Below are 22705 nucleotides of genomic sequence, written 5' to 3'. Positions count from 1 at the left end.
GCAAGATCAAGGCGCGCGCGTGTCCGCGTGCTTCACCTTGGCATCGAAGTAATCCGCGATCAGATGGTAGACGTGCTTCTTCATCGCTGGCGTGGACAGGCCGTGCTTGCCGCCGGGATAGGTCATCAGCTCGAACTGCATGCCGCGCTCCTGCAACGCGGCCATCAGTGCGGTCGAGTTGGCGAACAGCACATTGTCGTCGGCCATGCCGTGCACGAGCAGCAGCGGTGATTTCATCCCGTCCAGCCAGTCGAGCGTGCCCGACCGCTTGTAGCCTTCGGCGTTGTCCTGCGGCGTGCCGAGGTAACGCTCGGTGTAGAACGTGTCGTACAAGGTCCAGTCGGTGACCGGCGCGACGGCTACGCCGACGGCAATCTCGCTCGATGCCTTGGCCAGCATCATCGTCGTCATGTAGCCGCCATAGCTCCAGCCGAACACGCCGATGCCCGCGGGATCGACGTAAGGCTGCGTCTTCAGCCAACGGATACCGGCCACCTGGTCTTCCACCTCGACCTTGCCAAGCTGCCTGTAGATCGCCTCGGAGAACGCCCGGCTGCGCCGCGCCATGCCGCGGTTGTCGAGCGTGAACACGACATAGCCGTGTTGCGCCATGTACTCGCAGAAATAATCGACCCAGCCGCGCGCGACCATCTGCGAGTGCGGGCCGCCGTAGTAGAAATCGAATACCGGATAGCGCTTGGCCGGATCGAATCCACGCGGCTTGTACAGGCGATAGTACAGATCCTCGCCGCCGCTCGACGGGATCTCGCCGAACTCGGGCACGATGTGCGCGTCACGGTACGGCCAGTAGGGATGTTTCTCGTCGAGCTTGTTCTCTTCGATCCACACGACGAGGCTGCCGTCGACGGCCTTGCGCAGACTCACCTGCGGCGGTGTCGACGGATCGGCGAACGTGTCGATGTAGTACTCGGCGTTCTTCGTGAACTCGGCGTGGTGCTGACCGTCGCCGCGGCTGACGCGACACGGCGCATCGGCGGTCGAGCCGTCGAGCTTGAGCGCATAGACCTGGCGGTCGGGCACGAAGTCGCGGTTCGAATCGACATAGGCCAAGCCAAGCTTCTCGTCGATGCCGAGCAGGCCATCGATGTTCCATTCGCCCGCGCTGATCGCGTGCTTGAGCCTGCCGTCGAGGCCGTAGAGATACAAGTGTTTCCAGCCGCTGCGCTCGCTGGCCCAGACGAAAGCGTCCTGCGACTTGAGGAAGCGCAGGTCGTCGTTGAGATTGATCCAGGTCTGCGCTTCCTCGGTCAGCAGCGTGCGCTGTTGCAGCGTTTTCGCATCGACGAGGTTGAGGTCGAGTTTCTGCTGGCTGCGCTGCATGAGCTGATAGCTCAGGCGCCTGCCGTCGGGCAGCCAATCGACGCGCACGAGATAGATGTCCGGATTGCCGCCGAGATCGACGAAGCGCGGCTCGCCGCCGTCGGGCGAGACGAGGCCGAGTTTCACTTCGACGTTGTTCTTGCCGGCAGCCGGGTAGCGCTGCTCGATCGTGTCGGTGCGGTCCGCGTGGACCTCGGTGCGCTTGACGATCGGCACCTTCGTCTCGTCGAAGCGCTCGAACGCGATCGCGGAATCGTCGGGCGCCCACCAATAGCCGGTGAAGCGCGCCATTTCCTCCTGCGCGACGAATTCCGCCTCGGCGTTGTGCACGGCGCCGCCGCCGTCGCGCGTGAGCTGTCTGGCCTTGCCGTCGCGCAGATCGATCGCCCAGAGATTCTGTCCGTGCACGTAGGCGACATAGCGGCCGTGCGGCGAAATCTTCGGATCGATCGCCTCGCCGTCCGTGTCGATCAGGCGCAGCGCCCTGTCCGCGCTCGCACCGAGATCGTAGAGGTAGAGTTTGCCGCCGAGCGGGAACAACAGTTTCCTGCCGTCCGGCGACCACTGGTAGGCGACGATGCCGCGGCGCCCGGCAATGCGTGCGCGCTCGCGCCGCGCCTTCTCCGCGTCGGAAAGCTCCGCGGCCGCAGGCTCCACCACGCGCGAATCGACGAGCAGGCGCGTCTGCCGCGAATCGAGGTTGTACTCCCAGAGATCGAACGTGTTCTGGTCGTCCTCTTTCGCGCGCAGGAACGTCACGCGCCGGCCGTCGGGCGAGGCTTTGAGCTGGATCGGCGTCGGCCCCGACAGACTGGCGCCGTCGTAGATACGATCGATGGTCAGTTCCTTCGCCGGTGCTGCATTCGTCGCCGCCAAGATCGTCAATCCCAAAATCCAACTCCGCATTTGCCTTCCCCCAAGAAGCACGATGACCGCGGATTGCACGGTCAACATTCTTTTCAATCTTTCTTGCCCTGGCCGAACAAAATGCGCTTCTCCTCCTCGCTCATCGGCGCGGTCGGGCGCATCTGCCGGTGCGCCTCGGCGCGCACGGTGGCCGGACGCGCGGCGATCGCGGCGCGCCAGCGCCGCACTTCGGCGTAGGGCGCAAGATCGAACGGCGCCTTGTCGTAGGCGTCGATCCACGGCCAGCAGGCCATGTCGGCGATCGTGTATTCTTTTCCACAAATATACTCGCGCCCGGCGAGCCTGTGGTCGAGCACGCCGAGCAGGCGGCCGACTTCGCGCGCGTAGCGGTCCTTCGCATACGCAATCGGCTCCGGCGCATAGACGTGAAAGTGTCCGTACTGGCCAGTCATCGGGCCTAGGCCGGCCATCTGCCAGAACAGCCACTGCATGCACTGCGTGCGCCCACGCACGTCGCCGGGCAGGAATTTGCCGGTCTTCTCAGCCAGATACTGCAGGATCGCGCCCGACTCGAACACGCCGATCGGCGCGCCGCCGTCGGCAGGCGTGTGATCGATGATCGCGGGAATGCGATTGTTCGGCGCGATCGCGAGAAACTCGGGTTTGAACTGCTCGCCCTTGCCGATATCGACGTGCGTGATTTTGTAGTTGAGACCGGCTTCTTCGAGAAAAAGCGGAATCTTGCGCCCGTTCGGCGTGGGCCAGTAGAACAATTCGATCATGGGATACTCCCTGGTGTGGATTCAGTGCGCAAGCGCTTCGTCGATGGCTTGCTGCGCGAGCGGCGCCATCAGCGCGTAGCCCGCGGCGTTCGGATGCACGCCGTCGCCGCCTAGATTTGCGCGCATGCCGCCGTCGGCGTCGGCCATCGCGCCGTAGTAATCGAGGTAGACGAGCTTTTCGCGCGCGCAATACGCCTTCAACCACGCATTCACTTCGCGGATCGTCTGCGCGGGTCGCACGCCAGGGCGCCACGGATAGGCCTTCGCCGGCAGAATCGAGGCGAACACGACGCGGATGCCGTTCGCACGCGCGATCGCGGCCATCACCGCGTAGTTGTCCTCGATCATCTGCGGCGTCGCCGGCCCGGTATTGCCGGCGATGTCGTTGGTGCCGGCGAGAACGACGACGACGCGCGGCTTCAGCGCCACCACGTCCTGCGCGAAACGCACCAGCATTTGCGGCGTGGTCTGACCGCTGATGCCGCGATTGACGTAGGGCTTGCCCGGAAAGAACTCGCCGTGGTCTTCGCCGCGGCCCCAGTTGTCGGTGATCGAGTCGCCAAAGAACACCACGCGATTTTCATTCGCGGCCGGTGCGGGGAGACGGGCGTTGTTTTCACGATAACGCGACAGTTCCGGCCAGTCGGTTGAACGTTCGTCATCCTGCGCCGAGGCGTTCGCACGATGCAGCGCATCGAGCACGCGGTCGAGCGGCAACGCCGCGGCCGTGCCGCGAAACCCGTGCACGGTATGCGCGCGGAACAGCGAATTGAGGATCGCTTCCTCGGTCGCCTCGGCCACGGCCTGGAACAGCGGCGTCACGTGCTCCGCAGCGACGCTGTTCGCGGGCTGCATCGCCGCGTCGGGCGAGCGCAGGTTTTCCTTCGCCGTGGAGAAGGCGATGACGTAGTCACCCGAGCCGTTCGACATCACCGAACCGGTGCGCGCGAGGCCAACCAGGGCACGGCGCGCGAGGCGCTGCAACGCAGCGGCGTCGAGCGGCGCATCGGTGGCGACGACCATCATGATGCTGCCGTCGCCCTTCGCCGGCGGCGCGGCAGCGGACTTGGCGTACTCGACCGGATCGGGCAGCGATTTCCACACCGGCACGCCGGCGATCGTCAGCTGGCCGCCGAAATTGCTCTGCACGAGCACGCCGACCGTATAGCCGCCGTCCGTTGCCGACAACACGCGCGAGCTGGTGCCGATGCCGCCCTTCCAACCGAACGCGACCGTGCCGGCCCCGGCGCCGACGTCGCCTTCGTCGACCGCACCATGCGACAGCCGCGTCAGCGCCTGCTCGACCAAGGCCGGCGTCAGCGGCCGCGCACGGATGTCGCTGAGGTAACCGTCATTGGTTTCGCCGACGACTGGGTTGATCGAATACACCTTCTCCATGCCCGGCTGGCGCAAAAGATGATCGACCAGCGCATCGGCGACCTTCCACACGCCGAGCGTGCCGGTAAGCAGAATCGGCGTTTCCAGCTCGCCGAGTTCCTGCACCTGGGTGACGCCGAGCAGCTTGCCGAAGCCGTTGCCGACCACGATCGCCGCCGGCACACGCTGCTGGAAGATGTTGCCCGCATGCGGGACGATCGCGGTGACGCCGGTGTGGAAGCGCGTTCCCTCGGCCAGCGTCGCATGCCCGACGCCGACGCCGGCCACGTCGGTGATCGCATTGTTCGGACCCGGCGTCAGCGTGCCGATGACGATGCCCGCCGCGCGCGCGCGCGGTCGCGCATCGGGCGCAGCGGCGACAGCAAGCAGACTGAAGACGCCGAGGCAAACCGCCATCGCCGGTCCGAGAATCCGATTGCGACGTTTGTCATTCCTCGTCGCCAAACTTTTGCCCCGCATGCGCATGCACCTTGCCTCACTGCCGCGTCGATATCGATGCAAGAATGGTAGCGCAGCAGCAGCCATCGGCGCAGTGCATGCTTTTATCCGGAACGTCGCCGGACCTTTGAACTCACTTGCCGATGCAGAACGTCGAGAAGATCGCGCCGAGCAGATCGTCGCTGGAATATTCGCCGGTGATTTCGCCGAGCGAGCGCTGCGCCTGGCGCAGTTCCTCGGCGGCGAGTTCGCCGGCATGCGCGACGGTCAGGTGCGTCTGCGCGCGTTGCAGGTGTTCGGCGACGCGCACGAGCGCATCGACGTGGCGTCTGCGCGCGCTGAATGCGCCGTGCGTGCCTTCGCCGCGGCCGGCGAGGCGCGCGAGTTCGGTGCGCAGCAGATCAAGGCCGGCGCCCGTGTGCGCCGACAGCGCGATCTGCGTTTCGCCGAAATCGTCGATCCATTGCGACGGTGCTACGGCGCGCAGATCGATCTTGTTGCGCACGATCAGGCGCGCCGTGGCGTCGCTGCACTCGCGCAGCAATTCGCGATCCATGCCGGCATGCTCGTCGTCGGTGACGAGCAGGGCGACGTCGGCGCGGGCGAGTTCCGCGCGCGCGCGGCGGATGCCTTCGGCTTCGACGAGGTCGTTCGATTCGTGCAGGCCGGCGGTGTCGACCAAGGTCAGGCCGATGCCGTCGAGATTGACCGTCTCGCGCAGCACGTCGCGCGTGGTGCCGGCGACCGGCGTGACGATCGCGCGTTCGCTCTGCGCAAGCGCGTTGAGCAGGCTCGACTTGCCCGCATTCGGCCGGCCGACGATCACCACGTGCAGGCCGTCGCGCAGAACGACGCCGCGGCGCGCGGCGCGCAGCAGGTCGGCGGTTCCGGTCTGCAGAGCCGCAAGTTGCTCGAGCAACTGCGGTGCGCTCAGGAAATCCTGCTCTTGGTCGGTAAAGTCCTCCTCGGGGAAATCGAGCGCGGCTTCGAGCCACGCGCGCAGACGCACAAGCGCTTCGAACAGGGTTTGTACGGCGCGCGAGAAATCGCCTTCGAGGCTGCGCATCGCCGCACGCGCAGCGGCTTCCGAACCGCTCGCGATCAGGTCGGCGACCGCTTCGGCCTGCGCAAGATCGAGCTTGCCGTTGAGATAGGCGCGTTCGGAAAATTCACCGGGCCGCGCGGGCCGAGCGCCGAGCGCGAGCGCGCGACGCAGGACCAGGTCGAGCACGACGGGACTGCCGTGCGCGTGCAGTTCGAGCACGTCCTCGCCCGTGTAGGAGTTCGGCGCGGCGAAATGGAGTGCGAGTCCGCGGTCGAGCACCGTGCCGTCCGCGTCGCGAAAAGTGGAAAAGTGCACTTTGCGCGGCGGCGGAACGTTTCCGGTCAGCGCCCGCGCGATCTCGCGGCTGCGCGGGCCGCTGACGCGCACGATGCCGACCCCGCCCGCGCCGGCGGCCGTGGTGATCGCCGCGATCGTATCGGTCGCGTCCCCCGCGCCGGCGCGGACGCGGGTCATCTCACGCCTTGGCGGGAACCGCCGCGGCGCCGACGCGCCGGGTGATGATCCACTGCTGCAGCAGCGACAGCCAGCCGTTGACGGTCCAGTACAGGGTCAGGCCCGCCGGCGCGAATGCGAACATCACGGCGAAGATCAGCGGCATGAACTTCATCATGCGCGCCTGCATCGGGTCCATGCCGGGCGAGGCCGGCGACAGCCACTGCGTGGCGAGCATGGCGACGCCGTTGAGGATCGGCAGGATGAACAGCGGATCGGGTGCGGAGAGGTTCTGGATCCAGCCGAAGAACGGCGCTTGGCGCAGCTCGACGCTTTCCTGCAGCACCCAGAGCAGGGCGAAGAAGATCGGCATCTGGATCAACACCGGCAGGCAGCCGCCGAGTGGGTTTATTTTTTCCTTTTTATACAATTCCATCATCGCCGCGTTGAGCTTCTGCTTGTCGTCGCCGTAGCGCTCCTTGAGCGCTTCCATGCGCGGCTGGAACTGCTTCATCTTCGCCATCGAGCGGTACTGCGCTTCGGAAGGCTTGAACAGCGCGAGCTTGATAAGCAGCACGAGCAGGATGATCGCGACGCCCCAGTTGCCGGTCAGCTTGTGCAGCTGGACGAGGATCCAGTGCATCGGTTGGGCGATGAAAGTGAGGATGCCGTAGTCGGCGGTCAGATCGAGGCCCGGCGCGACGTTGGCGAGGTCGCTCTGCAGCTTCGGACCGACATAGAGGCGCGAGGCGAACGTGCCGGTCGCGTTCGGCGCGATCGTCTGCGCGGGCGACATCGCGTAGATCTCGGTAGCGCCCGTCCACGGTACCGGTCGAATACTGGTCGGTCTCGCCCGCGGCCGGAATGAAGGCGGCGAAGAAATAGTGCTGCAGCATGGCGAGCCAGCCGTCGGCAACGTCGGTCTTGTGCAACGGCGATTCGGCGAATTTCGCGAACGCCAGCTTGTTGAACTTGCCCTGCGCATACCACGCCGCGCCGACGAAGGCATACGCCTCGGGGTTGTACATGCCGAACATGCCGCCGCTTTGCGCCGGCGGCGCGGTGCGCTGGAGCTGACGGTACTCGTTGCCGGTCCATGCGGCGGAACCCGCGTTCGCCACTTCCTCGCGCGTCTCGATCAGATAGCTGCCACGCGTGAACACGTAGACCTTGCGCACGCGGATGCCCGAGGCGTCGTCGGTCCAGGTCAGCGGCACCTCGATCTTGTCGACGCCGGCGGCCAGTTCGTAGCTCGTCTTCTCCGCGGCGAACGGCGCCTTGTGGTTCGGAGCGACGCCGCCGTTGCTGACGAGGCCGGTCTGGGCGACGAAGAAATGCATCGACGCGTCGTCGAGCAGGCGCACCGGCTTGGTCTTGTCCTTGGGATCGACCGGATAGGCGAGCAGGTCGGCGCGAACGAGGCTGCCGCCGGTGGTGCTGATCGCGGCATCGAGCACGTCGGTGCGCACTTCGATCGTTTGTGCGGGAGGCTCCTTGCCGTCGTTGGCGACGGAGTCGCTCGCCGCCGCCGCGTTCGTGTTCGCCGCGGCCGGCACGTCGTTGCCGCCAGCCGATGGCGCTGGACCGCCCGGCGCCGCAGCCGGGGTGGGCTCGGCGGGCTTGGGACCGTAGTCCTGCTGCCAGGCGGAGTAGAGCAGATAGCCGATGGCGAACAGGGCGAGCAGCAGGAACGAGCGGGTGCTGGACATGGATGACTCGGAGGAGGAAAGAACGCGCGTGGCAGCGATGCGGCCGCGATGGCGGCGATTCAAGGCGCGCCGATTCGAAACACGCCGATCAAACGCGGTCGCGCATTGTGCCGGGAGCCTCGGTGGCGTTCAACAAGGGCACGGCGGGCAAACCCTGGTTCATGCCGGCGGCTTGCACCGCCAGCCTGCGCCAGAGCTGCTCGAGCTCGACGCGCAAGGCGCGGTTGTCCAATTGCGCGGTCGAGTTGCGGGCGATCACGAGCACGTCGCACGGCGGCAATTGTGGGCGATGCAACCGGAAGCTTTCGCGGATCTGACGACGAATACGGTTGCGCGCGACGGCCAGCTTGGAGACGCGGCGCGACACGGCCATGCCCAGGCGCGCGCCGGCACCCGCATGCGGACGGTATTCGCACTGGAAGTGTTTTAGGGAAATGCGCTTGCCGGAACCGCGCAACGCACTGAAGTCGGCGGGCCGCAAGAGGCGCGAGGCGCGCGGATGACCGAAATTCGGCGGCGAATCGCCCATCGCGCAGGGAAGCCCTTGGAACTCGGGCAAGGCGGAGCTTTCGCGTTTACGGGATCAGGCGCTTGCGACCTTTGGCACGGCGTGCGTTGAGCACGGCGCGGCCGCCGCGTGTCTTCATGCGCGCACGGAAACCGTGGGTACGGGCATGCTTGAGGTTGCCGGGTTGGAAGGTACGCTTGGTGGCCATGGCGCAATTAGAGCCGTCAAAGACAAAGAAGCGGGATTCTAGCGATTGGCGGCCGACAGCGTCAAGTCGTGTACGTTTGGCGTCGCACGCCGCGCGGGCGTAGACTTTCATCGTCCATGCAAGACTCCTTCCCCGACCTCCCATCCGCACGGGCCGATTCCGTGCGCATGCTCCCATAAGAATTTCCCAGCATGACTGACCTGTGGCGCCGTTGCCTGGAACGCCTCGAAAGCGAATTCAGCGTCGAAGACCTTCACACCTGGCTTGCCCCGCTGCAGGCCACTCAGGACGACGACGGCTTGTGCGTGCTCGCGCCGAATGCCTATACGCTCGAGGTGGTGCGCGAACGCTTCCAGCCACGCATCGAGGCCGTACTCAACCACCTGCATGGCGCACAGGTGAAGCTGAGCTTCGTCGTCGGTTCGGTAAACAAGGCCACGGCGTCGCGAAAACACACCCACAACGGCGCCGCGGCGCGACCGGGCAAGAGCGTAGCCGAGCCGGACCCGTTCGAACCGAACCTCGACCCGTACTACACCTTCGACTTGTTCGTCGAAGGCAAATCCAACCAGCTCGGCAAGGCCGCGGCGATGCAGGTCGCGAACAATCCGGGCCGGGCCTACAACCCGTTGCTGCTCTACGGCGGCACGGGCCTCGGCAAGACGCATCTGATGCACGCTGCCGGCAACCTCATGCGCGCGCTCAATCCGGCGACGAAGGTCATGTACCTGCGCTCGGAGCAGTTCGTCACCGAGATGATCCAGGCGCTGCGCACCAAGAGCATGGACGATTTCAAGCGTCGCCTGCGCGCGGTCGACGCGCTTCTGATCGATGATGTCCAGTTCTTCGCCGGCAAGGACACAACCCAGGAAGAGTTTTTCCACACATTCAACGCGCTGGTCGAGAGCAAGCAGCAGCTCATCATGACCTGCGACCGTTATCCCAAAGAAGTCGACAATCTCGAGCCGCGTCTGAAAGGTCGCCTAGGCTGGGGACTTTCCGTCGCGATCGAACCGCCCGATTTCGAGACACGCGCGGCGATCGTGCTGGCCAAGGCGCAAGCCAAAGGCGTGGAACTGCCGATCGAAGTGGCGCAACTCATGGCCAAGCGCATGCGTTCGAACGTGCGCGACCTGGAAGGGGCGTTGAACACGCTGGTCGCGCGCGCGAACTTCCTCGGCAGCGAGATCAATACCGAGTTCGCATTGGAAACGCTGCGCGACCTGCTGACCGTGCATGCGCAGGCGATCACGATCTCGAATATCCAGAAGACCGTTGGCGACTACTACCAGTTGCGCTTGTCCGACCTGCTGTCGATGAACCGCAGCCGTTCGCTGGCTCGCCCGCGACAAATCGCCATGGCGCTGGCGAAGGAACTCACCGAACACAGCCTGCCCGAGATCGGCCGCGCATTCGGCGGACGCGACCATACCACCGTGATGCACGCCTGCCGCACGATCCGCGACCTGCGTGCGACCGACGGAAAATTGCGGCAAGATTGGGAAAAACTGCTTCGTGTGCTGACAGAATAGGATATCCTGTGGATAGTTTGTGCCGATCTGTGAACGCGGCATTTATCCACAGAAAAAACACAATGTGAGCGACCGGATATCCCGACGGTCGTTTTATTTCAACATATTGACTCATATGGCTCTTTTGTGCTTTTTCACATCGTGCACAGGGCCTACAGCTATTAGTTCTTTCAGTTTTACAAACAGCCCAGCAGCAGCGATTCCGAAGGACTGACGACCTATGCGGTTTTCCATTCAGCGCGAAGTGCTCCTCAAACCTCTGCAGCAAGTCGTCGGCGTGGTCGAGCGACGACAGACATTGCCTGTTCTGGCCAATCTTCTCGTCGTGGCGACGCCCCAGCAAGTGAGCTTCACCGGCACCGATCTCGAGGTCGAAATGGCCGCAACGACGCCGGCCGAACAAATCGAAGCGGGCGAGATCACGATTCCCGCGCGCAAGCTGTTCGACATTAGCCGGGCATTGCCGGATGGCAGCAAGATCGAGTTCAAGCTCAACGGCGACCGTGTCGAGGTCAAATCGGGGCGCAGCCGTTTCACGCTGGCGACACTGCCGGCAAGCGAGTTTCCGATGATCGAGAACATTGATCTGGTCGAACGCATCAGTTTGCCGGAAGCTACGCTCAAGGGCCTGATGGACCGCACCGCGTTCGCGATGGCGCAACAGGACGTGCGCTACTACCTCAACGGCCTGTTGCTCGATCTGCGCGAGCACGCGTTGCGAAGCGTCGCGACGGACGGGCACCGTCTCGCCGTGGTTGAGACGAATCTGGAGGCGGGCGTTTCCGCGCAGCGCCAGATCCTGATCCCGCGCAAGGGGGTGCTCGAATTGTTGGGCTTGTTCGAGGTCGGCGACGGCACGGTCGAACTCGAATTCGGGCGAGCGCATCTGCGGGTCAAGCGTGGCGAGGTGACTTTCACTTCCAAGCTCATCGATGGACGTTTTCCGGATTACGAAGCGGTCGTTCCGATCGGTGCCGACAGGGAGGTGCGCGTCGGTCGCGAGGCCTTGCGCGGCGCCTTACAGCGTGCGGCGATCCTGTCGAACGAAAAGTACCGCGGCGTCAAGCTCGAGGTCAGCCCTAACAAGTTGCGCGTCATCGCGCACAATCCCGAGCAGGAAGAGGCGGTCGAGGAAATCGAGGCAAGGACCAGCGTCGCCGAGCTTGGCGTCGGCTTCAACGTCAATTACCTGCTCGATGCCCTGAACGCGCTCGGCGGCGAGGAAGTGCTGATGTGCCTGCGCGACGGCAATTCGAGTTGCCTGCTGCGCGCACCGGACAGCGAGCAGGCGCGGCATGTCATCATGCCGTTGCGGCTCTGAATTCGCTCGTCGCGAAGCGGGGGATCGAACACGCGCGGCAGAAATGCCGCGCGTTTGTTTTTGCCTTCTGTGCGATCGTTTCCGCGATAATGATTCGACACCATGCATTTGACCGAATTGCGCATCCAGAATCTGCGGAATATCGAAGACCAGCGATTGGAGTTGGCGGCCGGGTTGAATGTTTTCGTCGGTCCGAACGGGGCGGGCAAGACCAGTTTTCTGGAAGCGGCCTATGTGCTTTCGCACGGGAGCAGTTTTCGTACGCACCAATCCGAGCATTTGCAGCGGCGAGGAACGGAAACGCTGGCGCTCTATGCGCAGGCCCGGACTCGTTCGTTGACGCGTCGACTCGGCTTGTTGCGGCGGGACGGACATTGGACGGCGCGGCTCGATGGCGAAGCGTCGGCCCGGCTCGTCGACTTGTTCGCCGCTTGTGCCGTGGTCTGCTTCGAGCCCGGTAGTCACGCACTCATTGCGGGAGCGGCGGACGGGCGGCGCAGCTTCCTCGATTGGGGAGTGTTCCACGTGGAACACGATTTTGCGGCGGGCATGCGCCGCTACCGGCGCGCGCTGCGCCAACGCAACGCCTTGCTCAAGCAGGAGGCGAGCGACGAAGAACTGGCGATCTGGGATGAGGAGCTGTCGCAGGCAGCCGAACCCTTGGGTCGCGCGCGCGAAGCCTACATGGAGCGATTCGGACGCGAACTGGTGCCGTTGCTCGACGACTATCTCCCGGAGCTTGGCGGGGTCAGCCTGCGTTTCCGCCCCGGTTGGAATCGCGACATGCCGCTGGGCGAAGTGTTGAAGGAAGTGCGGCAACGCGACCGCGCACTCGGTCATACGACGCGCGGTCCGCATCGCGCCGACTGGGGTCTGGTGTTTGCAAACGCGCCGAGTCATGAACAATTGTCGCGAGGCCAGGAAAAACTCTGCGCCATTGCCTGCACGCTCGCGCAGGTCTCTTTGTACCGATCGATTCGAGGGGAGAATCCCGTCATCGCTTTCGACGATCTCTGTTCCGAACTCGATGCCGCGCACCAGGCCGTCGCGCTGGCTGCGCTGACCGGAAGCGGGGCGCAGATCCTCCTGACCGGCACTGAAATTCCATCGGCCCTGCTGGAACGCTTTCCGGCCCAAAGGCTGTTCCACGTGGAACAGGGGAAGGTGCGCGCGGTGCTATAATCGCACCTTTGATCTTTCGCAAGAGCTCGCTTGACCGGCGAGCTTCCGCAACAGGAAAAATGCATGTCCGACGTGTCCGAAGAACAGTCCAACGGTCAATACGATTCGCGCAACATCAAGGTGTTGAAGGGCCTTGAAGCGGTGCGCAAACGCCCGGGCATGTATATCGGTGACACCGACGATGGCACCGGTTTGCACCACATGGTGTTCGAGGTCGTCGACAATTCGATCGACGAAGCGCTGGCGGGCTATTGCGACAACGTCATCGTCACGATTCATGGCGACGGCTCCGTCAGCGTGATCGACAATGGTCGCGGCATCCCGGTCGACATTCATCCGGAAGAGGGCATTTCGACGGCCCAGGTCGTCATGACTGTGCTGCACGCGGGCGGCAAGTTCGACGACAATTCCTACAAGGTGTCCGGCGGTCTGCACGGCGTCGGCGTATCGGTGGTCAATGCGCTCTCGGACCATCTGCGCCTGACGATCTGTCGTGACGGCTACGAGCACGAGCAAGAATACCGCCTCGGTGAGCCGCTGTACGCGCTCAAGCAAGTCGCGCCGTCGACTCGGCGCGGCACGACGGTGCGCTTCCACCCGAGCCCGGAAATTTTCACCAACACCGAATTCCACTACGACATCCTCGCCAAGCGCCTGCGCGAGCTCTCGTTCCTCAATTCGGGCGTGAAGATCGAGTTGATCGACGAGCGCACCGACAAGCACGACGTATTCGAGTACGAAGGCGGTATCCGCTCGTTCGTCGAACACCTGGCGCAGCTGAAAACCCCGCTGCATCAAAAGGTTATCGGATTTTCCGCGCAGCATGAGGGCACCACGGTCGACGTCGCGATGCAATGGACCGATGCCTATCAGGAAACCGTGTTCTGCTTCACCAACAATATTCCGCAGAAGGACGGCGGCACGCATCTGGCCGGCTTCCGCGGCGCGCTGACGCGCACGATCTCGAACTACATCGAAGCATCCGGTCTGCAGAAGACCGCCAAGGTCGCCCTCGCCGGCGATGACATGCGCGAAGGCCTGATCGCGGTGCTGTCGGTCAAAGTGCCCGATCCGAAATTCTCCTCGCAGACCAAGGACAAGCTCGTCTCGTCCGAAGTCAAAGGTGTCGTTGAGGGCATCGTCAACGCGAAGTTGGAGGAGTTTTTGCAGGAGAACCCTGCAGAAGCGCGCGCGATCGGCGCAAAAGTCGTCGACGCGGCGCGTGCCCGCGAAGCCGCGCGCAAAGCGCGCGAAATGACCCGGCGCAAGGGTGCGCTCGACATCGCCGGCCTGCCCGGCAAGCTCGCCGATTGTCAGGAGAAGGATCCGGCGTTGTGCGAGCTGTTCATCGTCGAGGGCGACTCGGCCGGCGGCTCGGCCAAGCAGGGCCGCAATCGCCGGACGCAAGCCGTGCTGCCGCTCAAGGGCAAGATCCTCAACGTCGAAAAAGCACGCTTCGACAAGATGCTGTCGTCGGCCGAAGTCGGTACGCTGATCACCGCGCTCGGCACCGGCATCGGCAAGGAAGAGTTCAATCCGGACAAGCTGCGCTATCACCGCATCATCCTGATGACCGATGCCGATGTCGACGGCTCGCATATCCGCACGCTGCTGTTGACGTTCTTCTACCGGCAAATGCCGGTGTTGATCGAGCGCGGCCACGTCTACATCGGCCTGCCGCCGCTGTACAAGCTCAAACAAGGCAAGCAGGAGCTGTACCTGAAGGACGACGCGGCGCTCAACGCCTATCTCGTGACCAACGCGGTCGAGAATGCCGAATTGCACTATGCGCCCGGCGCGCCGCCGATCGTCGGCGCCGCGCTGGAAAAACTCATGTTCGACTACCATGCCGCGCAGGAGCAGATCGTGCGGCTTGCTTCGCGCGGCGACACGCACGTGCTCAATGCGATGCTTGACCTGACCCCGCCGACGGCCGACGACTGGAACGAGCCGGCCCGCATCGAAGGCTGGTTACAGGCGATCGGCGCCAAGGTCAACGCCAGCGGTCTGGGTCGCCCGTCCTATCGCCTCGCCCTGCGTGCGGCAACGGCCGACCATCCGGCCGCGATCACGATCGAACGCCGCCATCACGGCATCGCGGCGATCCAGGTGTTGCCCGCCGCGTTCTTCGGCGGCGCTGAATTCAAGCCGTTGCGCGACCTCGCGCAGCAGCTTCACGGCCTGATCCAACCCGGCGCCGAGATTCGCCGCGGCAATCATGCGCAATCGGTTGCCAGCTTCGCCCAGGCGCAGCAATGGCTGCTCGACGAAGCGAAGAAGGGCCGCATGATCCAGCGTTTCAAAGGCTTGGGTGAGATGAATCCGGAGCAGCTTTGGGAAACCACGGTCAATCCGGAAACACGCCGCCTGCTGCAGGTCAGCATCGAGGACGCCGTCGCAGCCGACCAGATCTTCTCGACGTTGATGGGCGACGTGGTCGATCCACGTCGAGACTTCATCGAGCAGAACGCGCTGCGCGTGGCCAATCTCGACGTGTAGATGTATGAGCAGACCGCACGCTCACAGCGAAACGTTAACGCTTTCGTGCGTAGAATGATCCGCTAGAAAACGGTGCCGACCCAATCGGCACTTTCCGCGACCCTGAGGGAGGAGTCCATGAGCATCCGCAACTTTACAAGTATACTTTTCAGCATCTTCGTCGCATGTGCGCTTCTGGTGGGCAATGCGTACGCGGACAAAAAGAGCGAAAAGGAAGCGCCGCTTTATCCGAACGCCACGCGCAAGGATCCGAAGAACGACATGAATTCCTCGAGCGTGCAGAAGGAGCTGCAGAAGGCGCTCGACGCGCTCAACGACAACAAGCCGGACGAGGCCACGCCGCTGCTGCAGAAGGTCCTCGACGACCCGAAGGCGGGCAACTATGCGCACGCGCTGGCGACGCAGGGCTTGGGCCAGATCGCCTACGACAAGCAGGACAATGCCGGCGCGATGAAGGCTTGGCGCTCGGCCTACGACATGGATGCGCTGCCGAACAACCAGCACTTCACCCTGCTGCTCAACATCGCCAACTTGCAGCAGCAGGACGAGAAATACCAGGACTCGCTCAACACGCTCGACGAGTACTTCAAGGCGACCAACGGTGGCAAGGCCGATGCCTACGCGCTGCAGGGCAACGACTATTACCGCCTCGACAAGTACCAGCAGGCGATCGATTCGATCACCAAGGCCCAGTCGCTGACCGACAAGCCGAACGACAACTGGAACCAGATCCTGATGGCTTCGTATGTGGGCCTGGACCAGTACGACAAGGCCGGCGAAATTCTCGAGAAGCAACTGGCCAAGAACCCCGGCGACCCCAAGCTCGTCGAACAGGCGGTCAATGTCTACGTCAGAGGTGGTCAGTACGACAAGGCCGAAGCGCTGATCGACAAGAACAAGGGCAACCTCAACAACGACACCCTCTATACGCTCTACCGTGCCATCGGCGCCGGCTATTCGCAGGAAAAAGACGGGGATGCGAAAGCGATCGACGCATTCGCCAAGGCCTCGCCGCTGGCCAAGACCGGTGAGGTCGACTACTACCGCGGCAGTCTGCTGCTGCAGAACGACCGCGCCAAGGAAGCGACTACGGTCATCCAGCAGGCGATCGCCAAGGGCGGCCTCAAGGAAACGGGCAAGGCTTATTTGATGCTCGGTGATTCCTACAACCAGATCGACGACCTCGCCCACGCGCGCGAGGCATGGACCAAGGCGAAAGGGTATCCGGAATCGCAGAAATCCGCCGAACAGCGCCTCAACATCGGTGGCCACGTCAAGATGACGACGCAGCCGAAGAAGAAGAGCTGATCTGCTTTTCGACCCGCGCGGCTGGGCCGGAAAAGTATACTTTCGCTGTCGGTCGCGGCAAACTCAAATCACGGCTTGCGCCATGGAAGGGAAGTTGGCATTCTGCACAGGTGGAGTGATTGTGGCGCAAGGGGAGAGTTCCGTCAGTGGTCGATCACCGAAAAAGCTTGTCTATACCGGCCGCGCTGTTGTAACTTGCGAGGCGTCTTGTGCGGTTTTGTTTTGGGGTTGGCGATGGCGGTTCCTCGCTGTCGCTTGGGATGATGATGCTCCCTACGTAATTGGTTGGCACTGATGTCATCAGAAGAAACGGACAACACGAGTTTCAGTTGGCGGCGCACCATCGCCTGGGCGGGGGCACTCGCTCTGCACGGATTTCTCTTTCTCATGCTGTTGGCGCCCGTGCAGCCGCCGACGGCCAAGGAACGCGCCAAGGAAAACGTCGTGACGGTGGAATTCATTGAACCGCCGCCGCCGCCGCCGCCGCCGCCGCCGCCGCCGCCGGAGCCGCCGAAGAAGCCGCCGCCGAAGATCGTCGAGAAGATCAAGCCGCCGCCGACACCGCCGCCGCCGGCTCCGCCGCCGGTCGTGACGGAAACGCCGACGCCGATGTCCACGCCCGCGCCCCCGCCTGCGCCGCCTGCGCCGCCTGCGCCGCCGGTCGACATCGCGCCGAGCGAGAACATCAGCTATCGCAAGATGCGTCCGCCGAAGTATCCACCGCAGGCCGTGCGCGAACATCACACGGGCAAGGTGATCCTCAAGGTGCTGATTGCCACAGACGGTTCGCCGAAGGAAATCACGGTGGAGAAATCCTCCGGCTATCGCGAGTTGGATCAGGCCGCGATTGCAGCGGCGAAGACTTGGATGTTTAATCCGGGAAGCAAGGGTGGCGTACCCTACGAGGGATACGCGTTGATCCCGGTCGATTTCACTTTGGCAGAATGATTTGACGTGACGGTAGCCGGCTGATTCCGGCGGAATCTCAGGACCACAACTCAAGGGTAAGGTTATGTTACAAGAAGCATCTTCCGCTCCGGTAGCCGGACAAGGCAACGCCGCCGCTCTCACGCAGATGGGTTTCGAGCATCTGCTGCACAACTTCGACGCCTTGGGCATGGTGGTGTTCATCACGCTCGTGATCATGTCGCTGGGCTCGGTCGTCTTCATCATCCTCAATGCCTGGCGCAGCCTCAGCATCCGCGGTCGCGGCGACAAGGTTCGAGAACAGTTCTTCGAAACCAAGTCGTTGACGGACGCCAAACGCCATCTCGAGGAGCAGCCGGGCTGGGAACCGTTCTCGAAGATCGCGCTGGACGTTACCGCGGCCGTCGAGCAGCACACGTCGGCCCAGGGCAGTCGTCTAGCCGAAACGCTGAACCGTTCGGAATACGTCGACCGTGCCCTGCGTCAGGGCGTGGCCCGCGAAAGCGGTCGCCTGGAGACCGGCCTGACCTGGCTTGCGACCACGGGTTCGACCGCGCCGTTCGTCGGCCTGCTCGGCACCGTGTGGGGCATCTACCACGCCCTGCTCAAAATCGGCGCGAGCGGCAACGCCTCGATGGACGCCGTCGCCGGCCCGGTCGGCGAGGCGCTGATCATGACCACGATCGGTCTGGGCGTCGCGATCCCCGCCGTGCTCGCCTACAACATCTTCAACCGTGCCAACCGCGTGACGCTCGGTAAGTTCGACGAATTCGCGCACGATCTGCACGACTTCTTCGTCAGCGGCGCCAAGTAAGGATTTGCAGTCATGGCAATGAGTGCGGGCGGTAGCACCGGCGGCGTCATGGCGGAAATCAACGTCACGCCGCTCGTCGACGTGATGTTGGTGCTGCTGATCATCTTCATGATCACCACGCAATTGGCTCAGCCGAAGATCAAGGTCGAGCTGCCGCAGGGCACCCTCATCGCGCCACCGACCGACACGCCTCCGGTGCCTCCGGTGACGATCGCGGTGCGCCAGGACGGCACGACCTATTGGAACGACGAGCAGGTGACCGAGGCGGGACTGGAGGCGCAGCTGCGCGTGGTGGCGCCGCAAGCGGTGCAGCCGGAAATCCAGATCCGTGCCGACAAGGACGCCGAATACCAGCTCGTCGCCAACGTCATGTCGAAAGCCAAGAACGCGGGCATGGTCAAGGTGGGCTTCATCACGACGCCGCAGAAAGGCGGCCAGTAAAGGTTCGGGAACGCATCATGGCATTCAGTGCAGGCAACACCGGCGGCAGCGGCGCGATGGCGGACATCAACGTGACGCCGCTCGTCGACGTCATGCTCGTGCTCCTGATCATCTTCATGATCACGGCGCCGATGCTGACCCATCGCATCAAGATCGATCTGCCGCAGCCGACCAACAATCCGCCACCGCCGGTCGAGAACCCACCGGATCCAATCACCTTGGCGGTGCGCTCCAGCGGTCAGTTCTACTGGAACGACCAGCTCGTTTCCGAAGAGCAGTTGCAGCAGATGATGACCCTGTCGGCGAAGAAGAATCCGCAGCCCGAGTTGCAGATTCTGGCCGACAAAACGGCGAAATACCAGCTCGTCGCGACGGTAATGGCCGACGCCAAGAACGCCGGCATGGAGAAGATCGGCTTCCAGCCGCCGCGCGGCTCGGGGCAGTAGCCAATCCTGCTTCACAGGCATGACGAAAACGCCGCCGCGATGCGGCGTTTTTTCTGTCCCTGGAATTTTGACGGTGTTTAGCCCGCGAGGATGCGCAGATACGCTTTCACCGTCGCGTCCAGTCCCGCATACAGCGCTTCGCCGATCAGCGCATGGCCGATCGATACCTCGGCGAGTTGCGGTATTGCGCGCCTGAGCGCGCCGAGATTGGCTTGGTCCAGATCGTGCCCCGCGTTGACCCCGAGTGCGACTGCACCCGCCCGTTCCGCGCACGCCGCGCACAGCGCCAGTTCGCGCGTGCAATCACCGCGCGCGAACGCTTCGGCATAGGGACCGGTGTAAATTTCCACCCGATCGGCGCCGAGCTCGGCGGCGCGCCCGACGTCGGCGCAGTCCATGTCGACGAACAGGCTGACGCGCGCGCCGAAGCGTTTCAATTCGGCGATCAGCGGGCGCAGACGCATCGCGTCCGCACGCAGGTCGAAGCCGTGGTCGGAGGTGAGCTGCGCATCGGCATCGGGTACCAGCGTCACCTGCGTCGGCCGCGTTTCCTCCACCAGCCGAAGCAGGCCCGGATAGCTTCCGCGCGCTGCGGCGAAACCGTTGCCCTCGACGTTGTATTCGGCGCGTTCGCCGATTCGCGCCTTCAACGCACGCACGTCGTCGGGACGGATATGGCGCTGGTCCGGCCGCGGATGCACGGTGATACCCGCCGCACCGGCGGCGATGCAGGCCTCGGCCGCGGCGACGACGTCGGGCTGCGCGCCGCCGCGCGAATTGCGCAGCACGGCGATCTTGTTGACGTTCACGCTCAGTCGGGTCATGCGGTTTTCCTCAGGGAATGGCGCGCAGCAGCGGAGTCGCCTCACGCTGCACGCCTGCGAGATCCAGACTGATGCTTTTGACGCGGCCGTGCGCGTCGCGGTGGAACTGCAGATCAAGCGCGCCGTCGGCGTCGGCGTAACGATCCGGCGCATAGGCGAAAATACTGCGACGCTCACCGAGCGTCCACTGCAGATTCGTTCCCCGCTTGGATTCGGCGACGCGTATCCACGTCGATCCGTCCAGACGATAATCGCCCGCCGGCGCGCCGCCCGTGGTTTCGATCACGGCCCGCGTGATCTTCGGCGCGCGCAAGCTCAGGCGCGAGGCACTGACGTTGCCGCCGGCCGCGTGTAGCACGAGACCATCGATCTCGTCGAGGTTGCGCACGAACGTCACGCCGAGTGCCCCGTCGTCGGTGACGAAAACGTCCCGATCGGCTGCGCGCAAGCGCCGCGGCAGTTCGCCGGGCATTTGCAGGCTCAGCGCCCCGGCGCGCGCGCGCACCACGGCCGTGCTGCCGGGCGCGACCTGATACAGGCCCGGATAGTCCTCGGGTCGGTAGGACGGGGCGGAAGCCGGGGCGTGTGGAATCGGAGGCGGCGCTGCTCCCCCGAGCCAGGCGATGCCGAGCGCGGCCACGTCCTCCGCTGCATTTCCGAGCAGGACGATCGCCTTCTGCTGGTCGATGCGAAAACCGACGAAACTGGCGAATCCGCCGGTGCGGCTGGCGCGCCAGACCAGCGGCCAGGTATCGGCGCCATCGAGGCGTTCGCGCACGTTCCAACCCAAGCCGATCCGATCGGCCGCCCCTGCGGCCCGCGGCTGGCGCGCGAGCAGCAACGCGGCCCGCAGCGGGCTATCCGTCGGCCGCAGGTTGCATTGCAGGAAGGCGAGCAGGTCGGGCAGGTTGGCGCGCAAACCGGCGGCGCCGGCGAGCACGCCGTAGTGCCAGTGCTTCGCTTTCGTGCCGAACGCATAGCCCTGCAGCAGGCCAGGCGGGTCCGCGAACGAGACGTGCGTCAGCTCGAGCGGGGCGGCGACCTTGGCGAGCAGCAGCTCGGCGAACGGCATGCGATAAACGCGACCGAGCACGAAGCCGAGAAAGCCTGCGTTGAGCGCGGAGTAGGCATAACCGTCGTCGGTTTCGTCGCGTGCGCGACGCAGGGCGAGCAGGGCGAGCAAATCTTCGCTCGCATAGTCGGCGTAAGGATCGTCGGGATCGTCGGGAAACAGGTTCTGCGGCTGCGCCGGCAGGCCGGAATGCTGGGTCGCAAGCTGGGCCAGCGTGATTTTTCCCGTACCCGGATCGGCGAACGGAAACTGCGGTGGCAAAAACCGCTCGACGGGATCGGAAAGCCGCAACTTGCCTTCGATCGCGGCCTGAGCGAGCAACACGCTGGTGAATATCTCGCCGACCGCGCCGATCTCGAACAGGCTGTCGTCGTCGGCTGGCTTCGAAGCCGGATCGTCGCGATGACCGAAGTAGTACGTCGCCTGCCGTGCGCCATCGATCAGGCCGACGGCGAGGCTGCGATACGCGCCGTCGACGATGCCGCGCTCGATCGCGTCGCGGAACGGAACCGGCAGCAAGGGCGACGCGGCAAATTCCGCCGGCGCGTGCGCGCCGGCGAACGGTGCGGTTGCGGCGAGCAGGGCGACGCACAGCGCTCTCGTCCACGATGGCTGCGCACAGAGAAAACCCATGCGCCAAGCATAGCGCATGGGTCGTAACCGAAAAGAGAAGTAACGATCAAAGAATCCACGTCCTTGTGGAGGAGACCCTGTGGGGGAGTATTCATTCAGACACGCCGGCCGGGAAAAAGTTCGTCGGGCAATCCGAGTCGGCGCGCCGGGTCAGCCTGCGGACAGGTTTCCGCCATCTCGTTCCATGCGATCGGATCCCCGTTGCCGTTCGCATCGAACTCACTGCTGTGCTTCTCGTCGAAGTGTCCGACGTTCAGGGGGATTCATCGCCGTTGGCAACGACGAATGCGCGCAGCGTCTTCTCGGGTCCGCGCCATGCCAGTGCGCCAACGGCGTTGGCGAGGGCGATCTGCGCGATCTGCCATTGTCGGGGTGTTTCGGCTTCTTCGCCCAAGCGGCTCAGGTCTTGGACAATGCCGTTGGCGTCGAGCGCAAAACCAACGCGATCGAGACCGAAGGCGATGCCGCGGCCGATCGCCTTGAGCACGGCTTCCTTGGCGCTCCATAGCGCGAGAAAGCTGCGCGGCAGCCGGTCGGCAGGCAGCGCTGCGAGTGCGGCGGCTTCCTCGGCGGTGAAATAGCGCCGCGCGATGTCGGGCCAGGGACGCAGTCGCGCGCCACATTCGATATCGACGCCGAGCGGCTGCGAGCGGCTCAAGCCGATCAACAGCATTTCATGGCTGTGAGAAAGATTGAATTGCAGCTCCGCGCCGGCGAGATGCGGTTTGCCGGCGTCGTCGCGCTCGAGGCGCAGATCGTTCGCGCCGCCGCCGAGATAGGCGGCCAGCGTTTCGCTCAGATGCCGATGCATGACGGGCTTCGCCGCCGCGCCATTGCCGCAATGTGGAAAAATCCACAAATGGATTTCGTCGTCGCCGAGCGCGGCCGGCGGCGTGGCGGCGACGAAATCGGATTCGCGGAGCGTGCGCATGGCCCATGCTTGGCCATGCGCCGGGT

Annotated in this window: 20 protein-coding genes and 1 pseudogene; 9 read left to right on the top strand and 12 right to left on the bottom strand. The window is 64.2% G+C overall.

Annotated elements, in window-relative coordinates:
* Window positions 1–6: 6 nt before the first annotated feature.
* The 8 genes and pseudogenes from QM741_RS05270 to rpmH all read right to left on the bottom strand — a co-directional run bounded on the left by QM741_RS05270 (window position 7) and on the right by rpmH (window position 8749).
* Window positions 7–2217 carry an alpha/beta fold hydrolase gene (locus QM741_RS05270; RefSeq protein WP_415206682.1) on the bottom strand — a complete coding sequence of 737 codons (2211 nt, stop codon included), beginning with the start codon at window positions 2215–2217 and terminating at the stop codon, window positions 7–9.
* 83 nt (window positions 2218–2300) lie between these two features.
* Window positions 2301–2990, bottom strand: coding sequence for a glutathione binding-like protein (locus QM741_RS05265; protein WP_415206681.1), 690 nt, complete (start codon window positions 2988–2990; stop codon window positions 2301–2303).
* 21 nt (window positions 2991–3011) lie between these two features.
* A complete protein-coding gene (locus QM741_RS05260) occupies window positions 3012–4784 on the bottom strand; it encodes a P1 family peptidase (RefSeq protein ID WP_415206680.1) in 1773 nt (590 codons plus the stop codon).
* Between the two features lie 175 nt (window positions 4785–4959).
* Window positions 4960–6345: a tRNA uridine-5-carboxymethylaminomethyl(34) synthesis GTPase MnmE gene (gene mnmE, locus QM741_RS05255; protein WP_415206679.1), complete on the bottom strand. Its 1386-nt coding sequence runs from the start codon at window positions 6343–6345 to the stop codon at window positions 4960–4962.
* Window position 6346: 1 nt separating this feature from the next.
* Entirely contained in the window at window positions 6347–7120 is a 774-nt protein-coding gene (gene yidC / locus QM741_RS05250; RefSeq protein ID WP_415206678.1) for a membrane protein insertase YidC, read from the bottom strand.
* A 76-nt stretch (window positions 7121–7196) separates the two neighbouring features.
* Window positions 7197–8033 (bottom strand): annotated as a pseudogene (yidC, locus tag QM741_RS05245) (membrane protein insertase YidC); the annotation flags it as partial.
* Between the two features lie 88 nt (window positions 8034–8121).
* Window positions 8122–8562: a ribonuclease P protein component gene (gene rnpA, locus QM741_RS05240; protein WP_415206677.1), complete on the bottom strand. Its 441-nt coding sequence runs from the start codon at window positions 8560–8562 to the stop codon at window positions 8122–8124.
* Between the two features lie 46 nt (window positions 8563–8608).
* Window positions 8609–8749, bottom strand: coding sequence for a 50S ribosomal protein L34 (rpmH, locus tag QM741_RS05235; protein ID WP_018972158.1), 141 nt, complete (start codon window positions 8747–8749; stop codon window positions 8609–8611).
* 191 nt (window positions 8750–8940) lie between these two features.
* On the opposite strand from rpmH, the gene dnaA reads away from it, so the two are divergent.
* From dnaA to QM741_RS05210, 5 genes are all read left to right on the top strand, one after another.
* Complete coding sequence (dnaA, locus tag QM741_RS05230) at window positions 8941–10281, top strand: chromosomal replication initiator protein DnaA (RefSeq protein ID WP_415206676.1); 1341 nt, start codon at window positions 8941–8943, stop codon at window positions 10279–10281.
* A gap of 220 nt (window positions 10282–10501) precedes the next feature.
* Window positions 10502–11602 (top strand): DNA polymerase III subunit beta, encoded by a 1101-nt coding sequence (gene dnaN / locus QM741_RS05225; protein ID WP_415206675.1) that lies wholly within the window; start codon window positions 10502–10504, stop codon window positions 11600–11602.
* 102 nt (window positions 11603–11704) lie between these two features.
* A complete protein-coding gene (recF, locus tag QM741_RS05220; RefSeq protein WP_415206674.1) occupies window positions 11705–12784 on the top strand; it encodes a DNA replication/repair protein RecF in 1080 nt (359 codons plus the stop codon).
* A 63-nt stretch (window positions 12785–12847) separates the two neighbouring features.
* Window positions 12848–15283: a DNA topoisomerase (ATP-hydrolyzing) subunit B gene (gyrB, locus tag QM741_RS05215; protein ID WP_415206673.1), complete on the top strand. Its 2436-nt coding sequence runs from the start codon at window positions 12848–12850 to the stop codon at window positions 15281–15283.
* A 117-nt stretch (window positions 15284–15400) separates the two neighbouring features.
* Window positions 15401–16591 carry a tetratricopeptide repeat protein gene (locus QM741_RS05210; protein WP_415206672.1) on the top strand — a complete coding sequence of 397 codons (1191 nt, stop codon included), beginning with the start codon at window positions 15401–15403 and terminating at the stop codon, window positions 16589–16591.
* Between the two features lie 143 nt (window positions 16592–16734).
* On the opposite strand, the gene QM741_RS05205 is transcribed toward QM741_RS05210, so the two are convergent.
* Window positions 16735–17208: a hypothetical protein gene (locus tag QM741_RS05205; RefSeq protein ID WP_415206671.1), complete on the bottom strand. Its 474-nt coding sequence runs from the start codon at window positions 17206–17208 to the stop codon at window positions 16735–16737.
* Between QM741_RS05205 and QM741_RS05200 the strand changes: the two genes are divergently transcribed.
* The 4 genes from QM741_RS05200 (at window position 17201) to QM741_RS05185 (ending at window position 19219) form a co-directional block, all read left to right on the top strand.
* The gene (locus QM741_RS05200) at window positions 17201–17539 is read left to right on the top strand and encodes an energy transducer TonB (RefSeq protein WP_415206670.1); all 339 of its coding nucleotides are present in this window, start codon (window positions 17201–17203) and stop codon (window positions 17537–17539) included. The two genes, QM741_RS05205 and QM741_RS05200, sit on opposite strands and share 8 nt — an antisense overlap.
* Window positions 17540–17603: 64 nt before the next feature.
* Entirely contained in the window at window positions 17604–18332 is a 729-nt protein-coding gene (locus QM741_RS05195; protein ID WP_415206669.1) for a MotA/TolQ/ExbB proton channel family protein, read from the top strand.
* Window positions 18333–18344: 12 nt separating this feature from the next.
* Window positions 18345–18773: an ExbD/TolR family protein gene (locus QM741_RS05190; RefSeq protein ID WP_415206668.1), complete on the top strand. Its 429-nt coding sequence runs from the start codon at window positions 18345–18347 to the stop codon at window positions 18771–18773.
* A 17-nt stretch (window positions 18774–18790) separates the two neighbouring features.
* The gene (locus QM741_RS05185; protein ID WP_415206667.1) at window positions 18791–19219 is read left to right on the top strand and encodes an ExbD/TolR family protein; all 429 of its coding nucleotides are present in this window, start codon (window positions 18791–18793) and stop codon (window positions 19217–19219) included.
* A gap of 77 nt (window positions 19220–19296) precedes the next feature.
* Here QM741_RS05185 and QM741_RS05180 read toward each other — a convergent pair whose 3' ends face one another.
* The 3 genes from QM741_RS05180 to QM741_RS05170 all read right to left on the bottom strand — a co-directional run bounded on the left by QM741_RS05180 (window position 19297) and on the right by QM741_RS05170 (window position 22679).
* Complete coding sequence (locus QM741_RS05180; protein WP_415206666.1) at window positions 19297–20043, bottom strand: pyridoxine 5'-phosphate synthase; 747 nt, start codon at window positions 20041–20043, stop codon at window positions 19297–19299.
* A gap of 10 nt (window positions 20044–20053) precedes the next feature.
* Window positions 20054–21748: a serine hydrolase domain-containing protein gene (locus QM741_RS05175; RefSeq protein ID WP_415206665.1), complete on the bottom strand. Its 1695-nt coding sequence runs from the start codon at window positions 21746–21748 to the stop codon at window positions 20054–20056.
* 253 nt (window positions 21749–22001) lie between these two features.
* Entirely contained in the window at window positions 22002–22679 is a 678-nt protein-coding gene (locus QM741_RS05170; protein ID WP_415206664.1) for a 4'-phosphopantetheinyl transferase family protein, read from the bottom strand.
* Window positions 22680–22705 lie beyond the last annotated feature (26 nt).

The organism is Rudaea sp. (assembly GCF_047601565.1).
GTDB lineage: Bacteria > Pseudomonadota > Gammaproteobacteria > Xanthomonadales > Rhodanobacteraceae > Rudaea.
This window is presented reverse-complemented; position numbering and strand designations above follow the sequence as displayed.